We start from the raw sequence: 14875 nt of genomic DNA, 5'->3' as shown, positions 1-14875 counted from the left end.
CTCAATCCTCTGCGCTCTGGCCGTTGAAAGTGTCGCGCCACGCCAGGAAACGTTTCTCCAGGCCCGCGAGGATGCCGTCGCTGAGTTTGCCCAGCAGCGCCAGCACGATGATTGCCGCGAGCACGATGTCCGGGCGAGACGTTTCCCGACCGTCACTGAGCAGATAACCCAGGCCTTTGGTCGCGGCGATCAGCTCGGCGGCCACCAGAAACATCCAGGCCAGGCTCATGCCGCTGCGCAGCCCGGTGAACAGGCCGGGCAGGGCGGCCGGCAGCAGGATTCGGCGGACCAGCCGCGTCCGGCTGAAACCATACATTTGCCCGACTTCCACCAGTTTTCGGTCGATGTCGCGAATGGCTGCGACGCCGTTGAGGTACACCGGGAAGAACGCGCCGATGGCGATCAGGACGATTTTCGAGGTTTCGTCGATGCCCAGCCACAGCAACAACAGCGGCACCCAGGCCAGGCTCGGAATCGAGCGAAGGCCGGCGAACGTCGGCTCCAGCCAGGCTTCGGCTTCGCGGCTCAAACCGACCCAGGCAGCAAACACCAGGGCCAGGCCGGCGCCGATGGCAAAACCCAGCAGCACCCGCAACAGGCTGGCGCTGATGTGTTTCCACAATGCGCCTTCGGCGAGGTCTGCGAGGGTCAGGGCGATTTCGCTGGGCGCGGGCATTTGGTAGGACGGTAGCCAGCCGATGCGTACGATACATTCCAGCACCAGGATGATCAGCACCGGCAAGGCCAGGCCCTTGAGACGCAGGCGCCAGGCGTTACTCAAGGAAAGCGTGGCCCGACGCGTTGATGGTAATTCGAGGGGCAGGGGTTTGCTTTTGCTGGTCATGGAATTCTCCAGTCACGATGAATCCGCGACAGGCGCGGGCTACAGTGCTGATTTGCAGCAAGATCAAAAGATCGCAGCCTGCGGCAGCTGCTACAGAGAAACGCATATCCCAATGTAGGAGCCGCCTCAGGCTGCGATCTTTTGCTTTTATTGACGAGCCACGGTTTCCTTGAAGCCGGTGTCGATCAGTTGATCGATCACCTGATCGACATTCACCCCACGACGAACCAGCTCTTCGGAGACCAGAATCGGCGCGGCTGCCTTGGAAGCGATCACGTCCCTGGCGGTCAGTTGCGGACTGCTCAGGTCGGTGCGCGACAGCTGCAGCTTGGCCACTTCCAGCGGCAGGCCTGATTCGGTGGCGAGCAATTTCGCCAGCTCATCAGGATTTTTCACCGCCCACTCTCGAGCCTCTTCGTACGCCTTCAGGACGGTTTCGATGGTCTGCGGGTGCTCTTTCGCATAGGTGTCGGTGACGCTGACCACGCCGTAACTGTTGAAACGGGTGTTGCGATACAGCAGGCGCGAACCGGCTTGCACCTGGCTCGCGGCCATGTGCGGATCGAGGCCGGCCCAGGCTTCAACGTCACCTTTTTCCAGCGCGGTACGACCGTCCGGGTGTTGCAAGTGCACCAGTTCCACATCGTCCTTGCTCAGGCCGGCCTGTTGCAGGCTGCGTAGCGTGAACAGGTACGGGTCGGTGCCTTTGGTGGCGGCAATCTTCTTGCCTTTCAGGTCGGCGACGGTCTTGTAGGGCGAGTCCTTGCGCACCACCAGCGCGGTCCATTCGGCGCGGCTGTAGACGTAGACCGACTTGATCGGGCTGCCATTGGCGCGGCTGAGCACCGCGGCGAGGCTGGCGGAGGACGCGAAGTCGACGCCGCCGCTGTTGAGGTACTCCAGTGAACGGTTACTGCCCTGACTGAGCACCCAACTGACTTTGGTCTGCGGCAGCGCTTTCTCCAGGAAGCCGAAATGCTTGAGCACCAGGCTGACCGGTGAGTAATAGGCGTAATCCAGATGCACTTCGGCCGGCGGCGTTTGCGCAGCCTGCGCTGCGGGTTGCAGGCTCAAGGCCAGGACGCAGGCGCTGAGCAGAGACCTGACGGTGGGAAAACGGAAGGTGGACTTCATGAGATCAGCTCCGGCAAGGCGTTGAATGTCTTATTTCCAAAAGATCATTTTTTATGAATGGTTCCTGCGTAAACGGAATATTGCAGGCTCTGTGCCATGTGGCGGATTTCGCGCTGGATCAAGGCTTGGCGTGGGGTCTGAAGCCAAGGGGATGTTGCCGGGAAAACAGTCTGTCGAGTCGCTGTTGCTGAGCAAACAGTGTTGCCTGACGGTCATGAGCTTATGCATAAATAGAATTTAAAAAGCTATCTGTAAGAGCGTTATGGTCTATGGCATTCACTCTCAAGGAGCCCCCATGAACCTGTCCCGATTTGTGCGCGGTCTGTTGACCAGCGCGTTGTTTGCCGCACCGATGGCCTACGCCGCCGACCCCGTCGTCCTGCACGTCGGTGATCAGAACTACTACAACGTGCGCGCCTCGGTGGAAGCGTCGGGTGTGCTGGAAGGCGCGCCGTATACCGTCGACTGGAAGCACTTCCAGGCCGCCGCGCCGCTGGCCGAAGCCTTGAACACCGGCGCGCTGGACCTGGGTTTTCTTGGTGATTCGGGCTTCCTGTTCCTCGCCGCCAAGCAGGCGCCGGTGAAGCTGATCGGGGTCTCGCGACAGAACCCGGACACGATCGCGTTGCTGGTGCCGAAGGATTCGCCGGTCAAAACCATCGCCGACCTCAAGGGCAAGAAAGTCGCCTACTGGCCCGGCGCCTGGAGCCAGCAATTGACCCTGCGCGCGTTACAACAAGCTGACCTGCCGGAGGACTACGTCGACTTCATCAAACTGATGCCGATCGATGCCGCTGCCGCGTTGCCGCAGGGCAGCATCGATGCCTTTCCGGTGTGGGAGCCCTACATTTCCCAACAGATCCTGTTCTCCGGCGCCCGACCGATTCTCACCGCCAAGAACCTGATGCCGGGCCTCAGCGCCATCGCCGCGTCGACACCGTCCATCGACAGCAAACGCGAAGCCATTGCCGATTTCCTGGTGCGCCTGAAAAAGGCTCGGGCCTGGGTCGACAACCACACCGACGAGTACGCCGATCTGTGGGCGAAGAAGGCCAATCTCGACCAGAACGTTTCTCGCCACTGGTTGCGTCAGGCGCACATGACTGTCGGCCCGGTAGACGCGCAGGCGGCCAAGGATTTGCAGAGCACCGCGGACTTCCTGTTCAAGGTCAAGGCGCTGCCTTCGGAACTGGCAACCGCGCCGATCATCGACAGCTCGTTCCAGCAGGCACTCAATCAGTAACCGACGCAGCGTTGGAACCAAACACTGTGTAACCTGATCCAACCGGCGCCCGCACACGTGTGCGGGCTCAACGGTCAGGCCCAGGGGACACGATGAAACAGCTGTTCAAGGTTTTCTGCGCACTTGCCATTGCCGTCGGGCTGGTGGGTTGCATCGCGGCTCCCATAGAAATGACGGCACAGACGGAACAGCGGCTGCGTGCGCAACCGCCGATCCGTTTTCTGCTGACCTTCGATGACGGTCCGAGCGCGTCGAGTTTATGGAACCCGACGATGATGATCCTCGACAGCCTGGCCACCAACCCGGTGCAACCGAACCTCAAAGCGGTGTTCTTCGTGCAGACCGGTGCGCCACGGGCGGGCGACAGCGACATCGGCCGCGAGGTCATGCGTCGCGAACAGGCCGACGGGCAGATACTGGGTTTTCACACGGCCACTCACTGGCACACCAATCACCGCTCACTAAGCCCGGAAGAGCTGGAACAGTCGCTGACCAAAGGCAGTGCCGACATTGCCGCGATCACCGGCGCGCCGCCGACCCTGGTGCGTCCGCCATTCTGGAACTACGACAAACGGGTCTTCGCGGCCTATCAAAAGCACGGCATGCACGTGTTGCTGACCGACCTGAGTGCCAACGACGGCAAGATCTGGGGTTTCAACGCCAGTCCCCGGCGCCGGGCTAACATGCTGCGGCAGATGTCGGAGGTGCGCGAGCGCATCGCATTGGGTGAGTTGCCGACGGTGGATGGGGTGATCCCGGTGGTGGTGACCTTCCACGACCTCAATCGCTACACGGCCCGACATGCCCGCGAATACCTGCAAATCCTTCTCGACAGTGCACAGGCGACCGGCGTGAAAACGGCGCAGAAGCCGTTTTACGATGATCAAGCCGAACTGCAACGGGCAGCCATGGCGCGCACCGTTGGTGACAGTGCGCAACCGGTGAAATTGCCGGGGATCTGGAACTGGATCTGGGGCGCGGACGCTGACTGATGCGTCCTTCCGCCAGGATTCAGTTCAGAAACATCGGCAAATAACCCAGCTCTACCAGTTTTGTATCGATATCCCCAACCCGTTCAACGTGGTCGAGATTTTGCTCGTTCATCACCTCAGGGCAGCTGATGACTATGGTTCCTCGATCTGGCACAGGAATCAGTTTGTGTGCCTGAGGGAAGTCTGCCGGGTTCAACGATTTGGGGCAAAAGCCGATCCATCCAATCGTCTGCCGGTCTTTGAAGACACGTCCTTTTCTGAAGTAACTGGCCGGTACGAGGGTGACCCAGTCAATTTCAGGCCAGATATTCACTGCCAGGCTGATGATTTCGGAGAACATCTCCTGCGGATGCTCGAACTTCATCAATAAGGCGCCGGCGTCCTCGAAGGACATGGCTGAAACGGAATCGAGGTTATGTGCGCTGTAATGAAAAGCGACGCCTCCCTCAAGCGGGTCCTGGATGGCGTTCCAGACCGAAAATTCGGTCAGGTCAGGAAGCTCCGGATCATGAGCACGTTTTACCTTGTCGATCAGCGCTTGAGTGTCGGTACTGACGTTGGTTGCAAGTGAGTCCTTGAGGCTTTTCCCTTGCAGATACCAGTTGGCCAGAAGCGGACTGATGGCTCCGAGCTCTCGCAAAAACCTGGCCGCTCTTTCTATCTGCAGCTCAAGGGGAAGTGACGTAATGGCCGGTTTGTTGAACCTGAATGTGAAAATGAAGCTTTTGAAGTGGGTCATGCTGATACCTTGAATGAGTTGCGGGTCGGACTATGCGATCAATCCCGGGTTGTCTCTGTAGTACTCCTCCATTTGCTTCTCTTCTTCCCTGCGCAGCTCATCGTATTCTTCCTGGTCCTTGCTGCCGGGCAGCGGGTTCCAGAACGCCCTCAGGTTGGTCAGGCCCAGATCGCTGTATTGTTCTGAACAGTATTCGTAGACCACACGTTGCATGAAATGCCACTCGACCGAAACAGGAGGCGTAGGCCTGGCTTTCTGTGAGTGGGCTCTGGCGAGCGCAATCAATTCTTCTCTGACATTTGCCCAGGGCCGAGGCGTATTCAGGACCGGGATGAACATGAAGGCATAGCGAGCCTTGGCCTCCAGCAATGTGCATCGGCTTTTGTCAAAACCGTCCCACCAGGTGTTGCTCCATCGCCATTCGTTCGGGAAGGGGAAGTTCGTCACCCATTGCTGATAGCGAGAGGACAGGTCAGACATGCTGTGACCTTTGCCGTTGTTGGCGATCGCCATTACGCCTTTGTCCGGAGGGCATTCCACGCAGTCTTTTTTCTCGCTCTTGCACTGCTCTTCCTTCTGGCGTGTCTGTTCGCGAGTCACCGGTGGCGCGTCGGTTTTCTGGTCGGTTTGAAGTTTCGGTTGAGCCTGTGGCATCGGCATCGGTTTGGGCGCCGGTTGAGGTGCCGGCATGGGAGCAGGGCGGGGCGGTGGCGCGGGCAAGCGGGTCGGTGGCGGAACCCGGATCCCTTCAAGAGGACCGCGCAGGCCTCCGCGAGGTACGGGAAACGGCCCTCGGGCGAGTTGTTCGCCGGAGCCTGCGGTGCCGGGTGTTTTCAGAAGGTTGCTCATTGTCGTCCCTGGTTTACCTGGCGCGTGGCCATTCCTTTAGTGCGTCAATGTATTGCATGACGCTGTCGTAATCTCGAAAACGTTGTTCCGGCGTATCGGCAACGGGGCGTTGCATCCATTCCACAAACCCCGGCGATGTCTGAAAGCCGGGCTTGTACAACCCATAGCGCATGAACAGTTCGGTCTCTTCAGGGGCCACGACTCCAAACGCTTCGGCCTCATCACGTAGCTGTCTGAGATACGCACTGGCTTTGGGTTCACCTACTTTTGCGAACCACGCGGGGTCTTGCTGACGAACTTCGAGCAGGAGTTTGTCGATCACTTCGTCCTGACGGATGTGATCCAGTTGTTCGAGTTGTTTTGCGCTGAGTTCAAGCACTGGAAACCTCCGGTTTTTTCGGTGCAGTGAAGGTCAGGTAATCTCGCTGCAAGGGCCGCCAGGTTTGCCAAAAAAGGATGCCGGACATGAGCTCCGCCTGTTGCGTCTCGGTCAATACCGGTTCGAGGGCCTGGCGCACGGTTGGGTTGTAATAGCGGAACAACGCACGGCGACCGTCCGGGAGGCGGGTTAACAACTGGTTTTTCAGGTGAGCGGCGATAGTCTCGAACCCCTGTTCACTCCACAGCCAGGACACCAGGGGCGATTGCTGATCCCTGCCGATCAGCCAGAGCAGTAGCTGATCGCTGAGCGCGTCGTCGTCCGTAAAGGTCACAAGCGCCGGGCCCGCGTGCTTGATTTCGTCCAGCTCGGTGCCTTCCAGCAACCATTGCCATTGAACCCGGTCGCCAGGCTCATCGAAGCGTTTGGTCAGTGTCAGATAGCACGCGCCGTCAACCAATGCATAGTGACGCAGACCGGGATTCGCTCTGCGAGCCCGCTGAATCGCCTGCAGTGAATTCCGTGTTTGCAGATCCACAGGGGGTGTCTGGTCATCCGGGATCATTGGGAGGCTCCGAGGTTTTCCAGCGGAACAAAGCTGGCGTTCCTTTTGGCTGCTGCCAGCAAGCAGGGAAGGCACAGCGTCGGAAGTTTGAGCAACGACGCGACGGCTGATACTGCGGCCCCTCCGCCACTCATTCCGATGATGACGGTGCCGGATCCACCCACCACGACGTTTCCGTGATTACCCAACGTCCCGATGGTCACCGCCGGCAGACCATTGATCAGCACATTGGGAACGACGTTGCTGGTCAATGCGCTCCCGCAGGCCGTTGTGTCCGTTTGCCGGGCGGCGGCCAATCCGTCGAAAAAGACATCCGCAGAACCGCTGACAATCGGGTTCGTACCGTGACCCGGAAGTGGGCACGCCGTGGGGTCGGTGACCCGTGCCGCAGGTTTTCCACTCATGACAATCCTCCTTGAAGCACGCGCGTATCGTGCAAGCTATTCCCTTGGGCATTCGATTTTGCGAAACACCATCGGCATTCGATGGCGTCAAACAGTGCGACCTGTGTGGGGTTTTCGGTGGTGCATGTACCGCTTGGCAAAGCGTTGAGGGCTTCTGCGGTATGCCACTGGAGATCGTATGCCGTTGCATCGTCCAGTTCGTTGAGCAGGGTGTTGTAGTGATGCAGGCCGGCAGCGTCGTAAGTCGCCTGGAGCTGACGGGGGAGTTGCTCGCCCCAACACGCGTAGTGGTCAGGCGTCCACTTCCCGATATCGGCATGAATGAACCAACCCATGGGGCGTAATCGTTTATCGGTTTCGATCAGCCTGTCGGTGTGAGCGGCAAACCCGCAACCGATATGCAGCGTCAGCCAGCCACGATTGGCGGCGAGGAAAGAGTCAGGGTCAAAGAATTGCGAGAGAGGCCGCACCTGCAGACCTTCATCACCGCACGTGCGCACCATGATTTCAGCGTCCAGCCTGGAAACGAAGGCCTGAACGGCAGGGTGGCCCTTACTGTCTCGGGTCGTCAGCGCGAGTCCGGCCTGAGCGCCGCTCACCTGTTTGACCAGACCATAAAGGCGAATGGATGACTTGAATGTCGATGGGCGAAGCATCCTTACTCCTTGAACATTACGGTCGCAAAACCGTAACTGCCGAATTCCATTCGGACTGCGGAAAGATATGACAGGGTATTGCCGTGTTCCGTGCGCCGGCCATGATCACCTTTTCCCGGCAGGCGACAAAGTCGGGTTGGGGCAGGAAGTTATGACAAAATGTATCTGCGTCCTGATCGTGCAGTTCTCAACGTCGACATGCGCGTCGGTCACCGGGTGTTTACCGGTTAGTCCCTTGGCAATAACTCATCAATCATCCGCAAACAATGATTCAGCCCCGGCGATACATCGCCTACGCGCCGGCTAAGGATGATCGGTGAAGTCGCGTTGTCTTCCCGCAGCGGCGTGAAACCAATGTCGTCGCGGTGCAGCAATTGCACGGAGGCCGGCACCAGGGTGACGCCGATTCCCGCACCGACCAGGCCGATGGCGGTTTGCAGCTCGTTGGTCCATTGCGCCACATGGATGCTCACACCGTACGACTCGAACAACGCGATCACATGGTCGGCGTAGCTGGGGCGCGGATTGCCGGGGTACAGCACGAAGGGTTCCTTCGCCAGATCGCGCAGGCTGATCGGCCCCGCCAGCAATGGATGGCCGGCGGGCAGGGCGGCGACCAGCCGGTCTTCAGTCAAGACAGTCTGGACAATGGCGGGGTCGTCGATGCGGATCCGACCGAAACCGATGTCGATCCGTCCGGCCTTGAGCGCCTGCACTTGTTGCAGCGTGGTCATTTCCGAGAGCCCCAGTTCAAGCTCCAGAGGCTCGCCGCTGCGCAAACGGCGGATCAGTTCCGGCAGCACGCCATAGAGTGTCGACGGCGCAAAACCGATACCTAGCCAGGTTTTTTCGCCCAGGCCAATCCGTCGTGTGTTGTCGCAGACCTTGCCCAGTTGCTCGAGCAGGGCGGTGGAGTGCTCATGAAAAAAACGCCCGGCGTCGGTCAGCTTCAGCGGCCTGCCGCGTTCCAGCAACAACACCCCGAGTTCGTCTTCCAGCTGCTGAATCTGCCGGCTCAGGGGCGGCTGGGCGATGTGCAGCAGTTCAGCGGCGCGAGTGAAGTTGAGGGTTTGAGCCAACACCTGAAAATACCGCAGGTGACGCAGTTCCATGGGACCTCCGCAAACAATTCGGTTGCATACCTTTAAGGTATCAAGTCAGACCAATTCTATATTGGCTTCCCGAAAAAAGCCGTACCAGAATCGGTTCCAGAACTTTAAGAACCTGACGGGTATCGCCATGCTTGAAACTGCCATTGAATCGATCGAGACGATCATCGTCGATCTGCCGACCATCCGCCCGCACAAGCTGGCGATGCACACGATGCAGAACCAGACCCTGGTGATTACTCGCGTGCGTTGCGCCGATGGCATTGAAGGCATTGGCGAATCCACCACCATCGGTGGCCTGGCGTACGGCAACGAAAGCCCGGACAGCATCAAGACCAACATCGACCGCCACTTCGCGCCGCTGTTGCTCGGCCAGGACAGCGCCAACGTGAACGCCGCGATGTTGCGCCTGGAGCGCAGCATTCGGGGCAACACCTTTGCCAAGTCAGGTATCGAAACGGCGTTGCTCGACGCCCAGGGCAAACGCCTTGGCCTGCCGGTCAGCGAACTGCTGGGCGGGCGGGTTCGCGATGCACTGCCGGTGGCCTGGACCTTGGCCAGTGGCGACACCGACAAGGACATCGCCGAAGCGGAAAAAATGCTCGACCTGCGCCGCCATCGCATCTTCAAACTGAAAATCGGCGCCGGCGAAGTCAACCGCGATCTGGCCCACGTCATTGCGATCAAGAAAGCCCTGGGCGATCGTGCCAGCGTGCGGGTCGACGTCAATCAAGCCTGGGACGAAGCCATCGCGTTGCGAGCCTGCCGGATTCTCGGCACCAACGGCATCGACCTGATCGAACAGCCGATTTCGCGCAACAACCGCGCCGGCATGGCGCGCCTGAACGCCATGAGCCCGGCGCCGATCATGGCGGACGAATCCATTGAGTGCGTGGAAGACGCGTTCAACCTGGCCCGTGAAGGCGCTGCATCGGTGTTCGCCCTGAAGATCGCCAAGAACGGCGGCCCGCGTGCCGTGCTGCGAACCGCCGCGATTGCCGAAGCGGCCGGCATTGGCCTGTACGGCGGCACCATGCTCGAAGGCGGCATCGGCACCCTGGCGTCGGCCCATGCGTTTATCACCCTGAACAAACTGGCGTGGGACACCGAGCTGTTCGGCCCGCTGCTGCTGACCGAAGACATCCTCAGCGAGCCGCTGGTCTACCGCGATTTCGAACTGCACGTGCCGAAAACCCCGGGCCTGGGGCTGAGCATCGATGAAGAACGCCTGGCGTTCTTCCGTCGCGACAAAACTTGTACCGCCATTCATCTAGCCTGAGGAGAGCATTATGCTGTTCCACGTAAAAATGACCGTGAACCTGCCGGTCGACATGAATCCTGAAGCAGCCGCCAGGTTGAAGGCTGACGAAAAAGCCCTGTCCCAGCGCCTGCAAGAACAAGGCAAGTGGCGTCACCTGTGGCGTATCGCCGGGCTCTATGCCAATTACAGCGTGTTTGATGTCGACAGCGTTCAAGAGCTGCACGACTTGCTGATGCAATTGCCGCTGTACCCGTACATGGCGATCGAAGTCACCGCGATGTGCCGGCATCCTTCTTCCATCCGCGAGGATGACCGCTGAACCCAGCCTGTTCAGTTCGCCACGCTAATAATTACAAGATGAGGAACCACCATGAACGTCAAGATTTCCCACACTGCCAGCGCCCAGAAATTTCTCGAAGAGGCCAGCGGCCTGCTCAATGACGCCGGTAATCCGCGGGTCAAGGCACTGATCTACCGCATCCTGCGCGACTCGGTGAACATCATCGAAGACCTCGCCGTGACGCCGGAAGAGTTCTGGAAAGCGGTCAATTACCTCAACGTACTGGGTGCGCGTCAGGAAGCGGGCCTGGTGGTGGCCGGGCTCGGTCTGGAACATTACCTGGACCTGCTGATGGACGCCGAAGACGAGCAGGCCGGCAAGGCTGGCGGCACGCCGCGGACCATCGAAGGGCCGCTGTATGTGGCTGGTGCACCGTTGTCCCAAGGTGAAGCGCGCCTGGATGATGGCGTCGATCCGGGTGTGACGCTGTTCATGCAGGGCCGAGTGTTCAATACCGCCGGCGAACCGTTGGCCGGCGCGGTGGTGGATGTCTGGCACGCCAACACGGGCGGCACTTACTCGTACTTCGACACCACGCAATCGGAATTCAACCTGCGTCGCCGTATCGTCACCGATGCCGAGGGCCGTTACCGTTTCCGCAGCATCGTGCCGTCGGGCTACGGTTGCCCACCGGACGGTCCGACTCAGCAACTGCTCGATCAACTGGGCCGTCACGGCCAGCGTCCGGCGCACGTGCACTTCTTCATCTCGGCACCGGATCATCGTCACCTGACTACTCAGATCAACCTCGACGGCGATCAATACCTGCACGACGATTTCGCCTACGCCACCCGTGACGAGCTGATCGCGAAAATCACCTTCAGCGAGGATCAGGCGCGTGCGGCGGCTTATGGTGTGAGCGGTCGCTTTGCTGAAATCGAATTCGATTTCACCTTGCAGTCGTCAGCCCAGCCTGAAGAGCAGCAGCGTCACGAGCGGGTTCGCGCACTCGAGGACTGACAGCAGCAACCCTGTGGGAGCGGCGGTTCGACGATTCGACTTGCTCGCGATAGTGGAGTGTCAGTCAACATTGATGTTGAAGCTGATGGACCCTTCGCGAGCAAGTCGAATCGTCGCACCGCCACTCCCACATTCGACCGAGCTTCTTCAGAACGAACGCGGTTAAATGCGGGAGCGGCGGTGCGACGATTCGGTTTGCTCGCGAAGGGGCCAAAAAGGCCCACATGTCAGCCCACTGACACAGCGTTGCAAGTACTGCCTTAGAATGACCCGATGCACCCTATAACAACAACGAGAGTGACCCGATGATGCAAGCGCAACTGTTGAGTCAGCGCAGCTCCGTATTTGACCACGCCGACCCGTACGCGGTGTCGGGCTACGTCAATCAGCATGTCGGTAATCATTGCATCCTGATGCCCCGGGCCGGGCACCCGCTGGCCAGTCTCAATCACCGCAAGTTCGCCAGTCTCGACCTGTGCCGCATCAGCTACGGCGGCAGCGTTCGCGTCACTTCCGGCGCGCTGGAAACCATCTATCACCTGCAAGTGCTGCTGCGCGGCAATTGCCTGTGGCGCGGTCACGGCCAAGAGCATTACTTCGCGCCCGGTGAGTTGTTGCTGATCAATCCCGACGATCCGGTGGACCTGACGTACTCCGACGATTGCGAAAAATTCATCCTCAAAGTCCCGACGTCATTGCTGGAATCAGTCTGCGACGAGCAGCGCTGGCGGTATCCGGGGCAGGGCGTGCGGTTCCTCGAGAACCGTTATCAGCTCAATGAGCTGGAAGGGTTTGTCGGCCTGCTGGCGATGATTTGCCAGGAAGCCGAGGCCACCGAACAGATTCCCAAGGTGCAGGAGCATTACGCGCAGATCATCGTCAGCAAGATGCTCAGCCTGATGCAGACCAATGTCAGCCGTATCAGCCTCGGTTCGCAGACCGCCACGTTCGAGGTGATCGCCGACTACATTGCGCGCAACCTCAAGCAGGACATCGACAGCGCGGAACTGGCGCGCCAGGCACGGATGAGCCTGCGTTCGCTGTATGGCCTGTTCGAACGCAACGCCGGCACCACGCCGAAAAACTACATCCGGCAGAAACGCCTCGAACGCATCAACGCCTGCCTGATCGACCCGACCTGCAACGTGCGCAACGTCACGGAAGTGGCGATGGATTATGGGTTTCTGCATTTGGGAAGGTTTTCTGACAATTACCGTAAACAGTTCGGCGAATTGCCCTCCGACACCCTCAAGCGCCGCGAATGATTGCCGGTACACCACAAACTGTAGGAGCCGGCTTGCTGGCGATTCAGGCGACGCGGTACATCTGACCCGCCGCTTTGCCTGAATCGCCAGCAAGCCGGCTCCTACACAAGGGTGGTGTGCCTGGCGTATCGCGTTGTGCCGAACGCCAGCAAGCCGGCGCCCACAGTTTCGTCCCCTTGCACTAAACGGATAAAGGTCTGCACCCAGCGGATAGTCCCTCCCATTGCCCCGTCCTAGCATGAGCCTTGCCTGAACAATAACAATGGAGGCGGCGGCCATGACCCTGCGACCCGAATATCTTCAATCCCTGCTCGAGGACGATCCAGAACAGGGCATCTATCGCTGCAAACGCGAGATGTTCACCGACCCGCGACTGTTCGACCTTGAGATGGAACACATCTTCGAAGGCAACTGGCTGTACCTGGCGCACGAAAGCCAGATTCCCAACAAAAACGATTTCTACACCACCACCATGGGGCGCCAGTCGATCTTCATCGCGCGCAACAAGGACGGTGAGCTCAATGCCTTCCTCAACGCCTGCAGTCACCGTGGCGCGATGCTCTGCCGGCACAAGTCCGGCAACAAGAGTTCGTACACCTGCCCATTCCACGGCTGGACCTTCAACAACTCCGGCAAACTGCTGAAGGTCAAAGACCCGGCAGCGGCCGGCTACCCGGCGAGCTTCAACTGCGAAGGCTCCCACGACCTGACCAAAGTCGCCCGTTTCGAATCCTATCGCGGCTTCCTGTTCGGCAGCCTCAAGGCTGATGTCGTGCCGCTGGTCGAGCACTTGGGCGAGTCGGCGAAGATCATCGACATGATCGTCGACCAGTCCGCCGATGGCCTGGAAGTGCTGCGCGGTTCCTCCAGCTACATCTACGAAGGCAACTGGAAACTCACTGCCGAAAACGGTGCCGATGGTTACCACGTCAGCTCGGTTCACTGGAACTATGCCGCCACTCAGAACCAGCGCAAGCAGCGCGAGGCCGGCGACAGTAATCCGACCATGAGCGCCGGCAGCTGGGCCAAGCAGGGCGGTGGTTTCTATTCTTTCGACAAGGGCCACATGCTGCTCTGGACCCGCTGGGCCAACCCGGAAGATCGCCCGCTGTACGAGCGCCGCGATGAACTGGCCCAGGATTTCGGCAAGGCTCGCGCGGACTGGATGATCGAGAACTCGCGCAACCTGTGCCTGTACCCGAACGTGTACCTGATGGACCAGTTCAGCTCACAGATTCGTATCGCCCGGCCGATCTCGGTCAACCGCACGGAAATCACCATTTATTGCATCGCCCCCAAAGGCGAAAGCGACCACGCCCGTTCGAGCCGCATTCGTCAGTACGAGGATTTCTTCAACGTCAGCGGCATGGCCACGCCGGACGATCTGGAAGAGTTCCGCTCGTGCCAGACCAGCTATCAGGGCAGCGTGACCGCGTGGAACGACATGTCCCGTGGCGCCGAGCACTGGATCGAAGGCGCCGACGATGCGGCGAAAGAAATTGACCTGCATCCGTTGCTCAGCGGCGTGCGCACCGAAGACGAAGGTCTGTTCGTGCTGCAACACAAGTATTGGCAGCAAACGATGCTCAAGGCGCTGGCTGCCGAAGAATCCCGGTTGATTGCTGTGGAGGCCGCGCAATGACTATTACCTACGACAGCGTTCGCGACTTCCTCTACCGCGAAGCCCGTTACCTGGATGAACGGCAATGGGACGAATGGCTGGAGTTGTACGCTCCGGACGCGACGTTCTGGATGCCGTCCTGGGACGACAACGACGAATTGACCGAAGACCCGCAGCGGGAAATCTCGCTGATCTGGTACGGCAACCGCACCGGTCTGGAAGACCGCATCTTCCGTATCAAGACCGAGCGTTCCAGCGCCACCGTGCCGGACACCCGCACCTCGCACAACATCAGCAACATCGAGCTGCTGGAACAGGCCGACGGCCTCTGCAAGGTGCGCTTCAACTGGCACACCCTGAGTTTTCGCTACAAGACCGTCGACAGTTATTTCGGCAGCAGTTTCTACACCCTGGATGTGCGCGGTGAAAACCCGCTGATCAAGGCCAAGAAAGTGATCCTGAAGAACGACTACGTTCGCCAGGTCATCGATGTTTACCACCTGTGAGGCGGCCG

At 59.5% G+C, this 14875-nt stretch carries 17 protein-coding genes; 8 read left to right on the top strand and 9 right to left on the bottom strand.

Features of this window, described 5'->3' with window-relative positions; genetic code table 11:
* Position 1 precedes the first annotated feature (1 nt).
* Both FBY04_RS12275 and FBY04_RS12270 read right to left on the bottom strand, forming a co-directional pair.
* Positions 2-844 (bottom strand): ABC transporter permease, encoded by an 843-nt coding sequence (locus FBY04_RS12275; RefSeq protein WP_145315363.1) that lies wholly within the window; start codon positions 842-844, stop codon positions 2-4.
* 147 nt (positions 845-991) lie between these two features.
* On the bottom strand, positions 992-1978 hold the full coding sequence (locus tag FBY04_RS12270) for an aliphatic sulfonate ABC transporter substrate-binding protein (RefSeq protein WP_084323081.1): 987 nt from the start codon (positions 1976-1978) through the stop codon (positions 992-994).
* Between the two features lie 295 nt (positions 1979-2273).
* Here FBY04_RS12270 and FBY04_RS12265 point away from each other — a divergent pair, with 295 nt between their 5' ends.
* Positions 2274-3221 carry an ABC transporter substrate-binding protein gene (locus FBY04_RS12265; protein ID WP_145315362.1) on the top strand — a complete coding sequence of 316 codons (948 nt, stop codon included), beginning with the start codon at positions 2274-2276 and terminating at the stop codon, positions 3219-3221.
* 92 nt (positions 3222-3313) lie between these two features.
* Entirely contained in the window at positions 3314-4213 is a 900-nt protein-coding gene (locus FBY04_RS12260; RefSeq protein ID WP_145315361.1) for a polysaccharide deacetylase family protein, read from the top strand.
* 19 nt (positions 4214-4232) lie between these two features.
* On the opposite strand, the gene FBY04_RS12255 is transcribed toward FBY04_RS12260, so the two are convergent.
* The 7 genes from FBY04_RS12255 to FBY04_RS12225 form a co-directional block, all read right to left on the bottom strand.
* A complete protein-coding gene (locus FBY04_RS12255) occupies positions 4233-4952 on the bottom strand; it encodes an Imm52 family immunity protein (RefSeq protein WP_145315360.1) in 720 nt (239 codons plus the stop codon).
* A gap of 30 nt (positions 4953-4982) precedes the next feature.
* Entirely contained in the window at positions 4983-5801 is an 819-nt protein-coding gene (locus tag FBY04_RS12250; RefSeq protein WP_306092198.1) for a Tox-REase-5 domain-containing protein, read from the bottom strand.
* Between the two features lie 13 nt (positions 5802-5814).
* Complete coding sequence (locus tag FBY04_RS12245; protein ID WP_145315359.1) at positions 5815-6180, bottom strand: hypothetical protein; 366 nt, start codon at positions 6178-6180, stop codon at positions 5815-5817.
* Positions 6173-6745: a DUF4123 domain-containing protein gene (locus FBY04_RS12240; protein WP_145315358.1), complete on the bottom strand. Its 573-nt coding sequence runs from the start codon at positions 6743-6745 to the stop codon at positions 6173-6175. Before FBY04_RS12240 ends, FBY04_RS12245 begins: the two co-directional genes overlap by 8 nt.
* Entirely contained in the window at positions 6742-7149 is a 408-nt protein-coding gene (locus FBY04_RS12235) for a PAAR domain-containing protein (protein WP_017339358.1), read from the bottom strand. The genes FBY04_RS12240 and FBY04_RS12235 overlap by 4 nt, the downstream gene beginning before the upstream one ends.
* Positions 7146-7805: a hypothetical protein gene (locus tag FBY04_RS12230; protein WP_145315357.1), complete on the bottom strand. Its 660-nt coding sequence runs from the start codon at positions 7803-7805 to the stop codon at positions 7146-7148. The genes FBY04_RS12235 and FBY04_RS12230 overlap by 4 nt, the downstream gene beginning before the upstream one ends.
* A gap of 227 nt (positions 7806-8032) precedes the next feature.
* Entirely contained in the window at positions 8033-8917 is an 885-nt protein-coding gene (locus FBY04_RS12225; RefSeq protein WP_145315356.1) for a LysR family transcriptional regulator, read from the bottom strand.
* A gap of 127 nt (positions 8918-9044) precedes the next feature.
* Here FBY04_RS12225 and FBY04_RS12220 point away from each other — a divergent pair, with 127 nt between their 5' ends.
* The 6 genes from FBY04_RS12220 (at position 9045) to benB (ending at position 14867) form a co-directional block, all read left to right on the top strand.
* Positions 9045-10193 carry a muconate cycloisomerase family protein gene (locus FBY04_RS12220; RefSeq protein WP_178118278.1) on the top strand — a complete coding sequence of 383 codons (1149 nt, stop codon included), beginning with the start codon at positions 9045-9047 and terminating at the stop codon, positions 10191-10193.
* A 10-nt stretch (positions 10194-10203) separates the two neighbouring features.
* A complete protein-coding gene (gene catC, locus FBY04_RS12215) occupies positions 10204-10494 on the top strand; it encodes a muconolactone Delta-isomerase (RefSeq protein ID WP_145315355.1) in 291 nt (96 codons plus the stop codon).
* A gap of 51 nt (positions 10495-10545) precedes the next feature.
* Positions 10546-11475, top strand: a complete 930-nt coding sequence (catA, locus tag FBY04_RS12210) for a catechol 1,2-dioxygenase (protein ID WP_084323091.1) — start codon at positions 10546-10548, stop codon at positions 11473-11475.
* 305 nt (positions 11476-11780) lie between these two features.
* Positions 11781-12740, top strand: a complete 960-nt coding sequence (locus FBY04_RS12200; protein ID WP_084323092.1) for an AraC family transcriptional regulator — start codon at positions 11781-11783, stop codon at positions 12738-12740.
* Between the two features lie 277 nt (positions 12741-13017).
* Positions 13018-14382, top strand: coding sequence for a benzoate 1,2-dioxygenase large subunit (benA, locus tag FBY04_RS12195; RefSeq protein WP_145315353.1), 1365 nt, complete (start codon positions 13018-13020; stop codon positions 14380-14382).
* Complete coding sequence (gene benB, locus FBY04_RS12190) at positions 14379-14867, top strand: benzoate 1,2-dioxygenase small subunit (RefSeq protein WP_017339347.1); 489 nt, start codon at positions 14379-14381, stop codon at positions 14865-14867. Before benA ends, benB begins: the two co-directional genes overlap by 4 nt.
* Positions 14868-14875 lie beyond the last annotated feature (8 nt).

The organism is Pseudomonas sp. SJZ080, assembly GCF_007828295.1.
Classification (GTDB): domain Bacteria; phylum Pseudomonadota; class Gammaproteobacteria; order Pseudomonadales; family Pseudomonadaceae; genus Aquipseudomonas; species Aquipseudomonas migulae_A.
This window is presented reverse-complemented; position numbering and strand designations above follow the sequence as displayed.

Coding starts and splice junctions, on each gene's coding strand:
- FBY04_RS12275 (WP_145315363.1), bottom strand. CDS start 844: ATGACCAGCAAAAGCAAACCCCTGCCCCTCGAATTACCATCAACGCGT.
- FBY04_RS12270 (WP_084323081.1), bottom strand. CDS start 1,978: ATGAAGTCCACCTTCCGTTTTCCCACCGTCAGGTCTCTGCTCAGCGCC.
- FBY04_RS12265 (WP_145315362.1), top strand. CDS start 2,274: ATGAACCTGTCCCGATTTGTGCGCGGTCTGTTGACCAGCGCGTTGTTT.
- FBY04_RS12260 (WP_145315361.1), top strand. CDS start 3,314: ATGAAACAGCTGTTCAAGGTTTTCTGCGCACTTGCCATTGCCGTCGGG.
- FBY04_RS12255 (WP_145315360.1), bottom strand. CDS start 4,952: ATGACCCACTTCAAAAGCTTCATTTTCACATTCAGGTTCAACAAACCG.
- FBY04_RS12250 (WP_306092198.1), bottom strand. CDS start 5,801: ATGAGCAACCTTCTGAAAACACCCGGCACCGCAGGCTCCGGCGAACAA.
- FBY04_RS12240 (WP_145315358.1), bottom strand. CDS start 6,745: ATGATCCCGGATGACCAGACACCCCCTGTGGATCTGCAAACACGGAAT.
- FBY04_RS12235 (WP_017339358.1), bottom strand. CDS start 7,149: ATGAGTGGAAAACCTGCGGCACGGGTCACCGACCCCACGGCGTGCCCA.
- FBY04_RS12230 (WP_145315357.1), bottom strand. CDS start 7,805: ATGCTTCGCCCATCGACATTCAAGTCATCCATTCGCCTTTATGGTCTG.
- FBY04_RS12225 (WP_145315356.1), bottom strand. CDS start 8,917: ATGGAACTGCGTCACCTGCGGTATTTTCAGGTGTTGGCTCAAACCCTC.
- FBY04_RS12220 (WP_178118278.1), top strand. CDS start 9,045: ATGCTTGAAACTGCCATTGAATCGATCGAGACGATCATCGTCGATCTG.
- catC (WP_145315355.1), top strand. CDS start 10,204: ATGCTGTTCCACGTAAAAATGACCGTGAACCTGCCGGTCGACATGAAT.
- catA (WP_084323091.1), top strand. CDS start 10,546: ATGAACGTCAAGATTTCCCACACTGCCAGCGCCCAGAAATTTCTCGAA.
- FBY04_RS12200 (WP_084323092.1), top strand. CDS start 11,781: ATGATGCAAGCGCAACTGTTGAGTCAGCGCAGCTCCGTATTTGACCAC.
- benA (WP_145315353.1), top strand. CDS start 13,018: ATGACCCTGCGACCCGAATATCTTCAATCCCTGCTCGAGGACGATCCA.
- benB (WP_017339347.1), top strand. CDS start 14,379: ATGACTATTACCTACGACAGCGTTCGCGACTTCCTCTACCGCGAAGCC.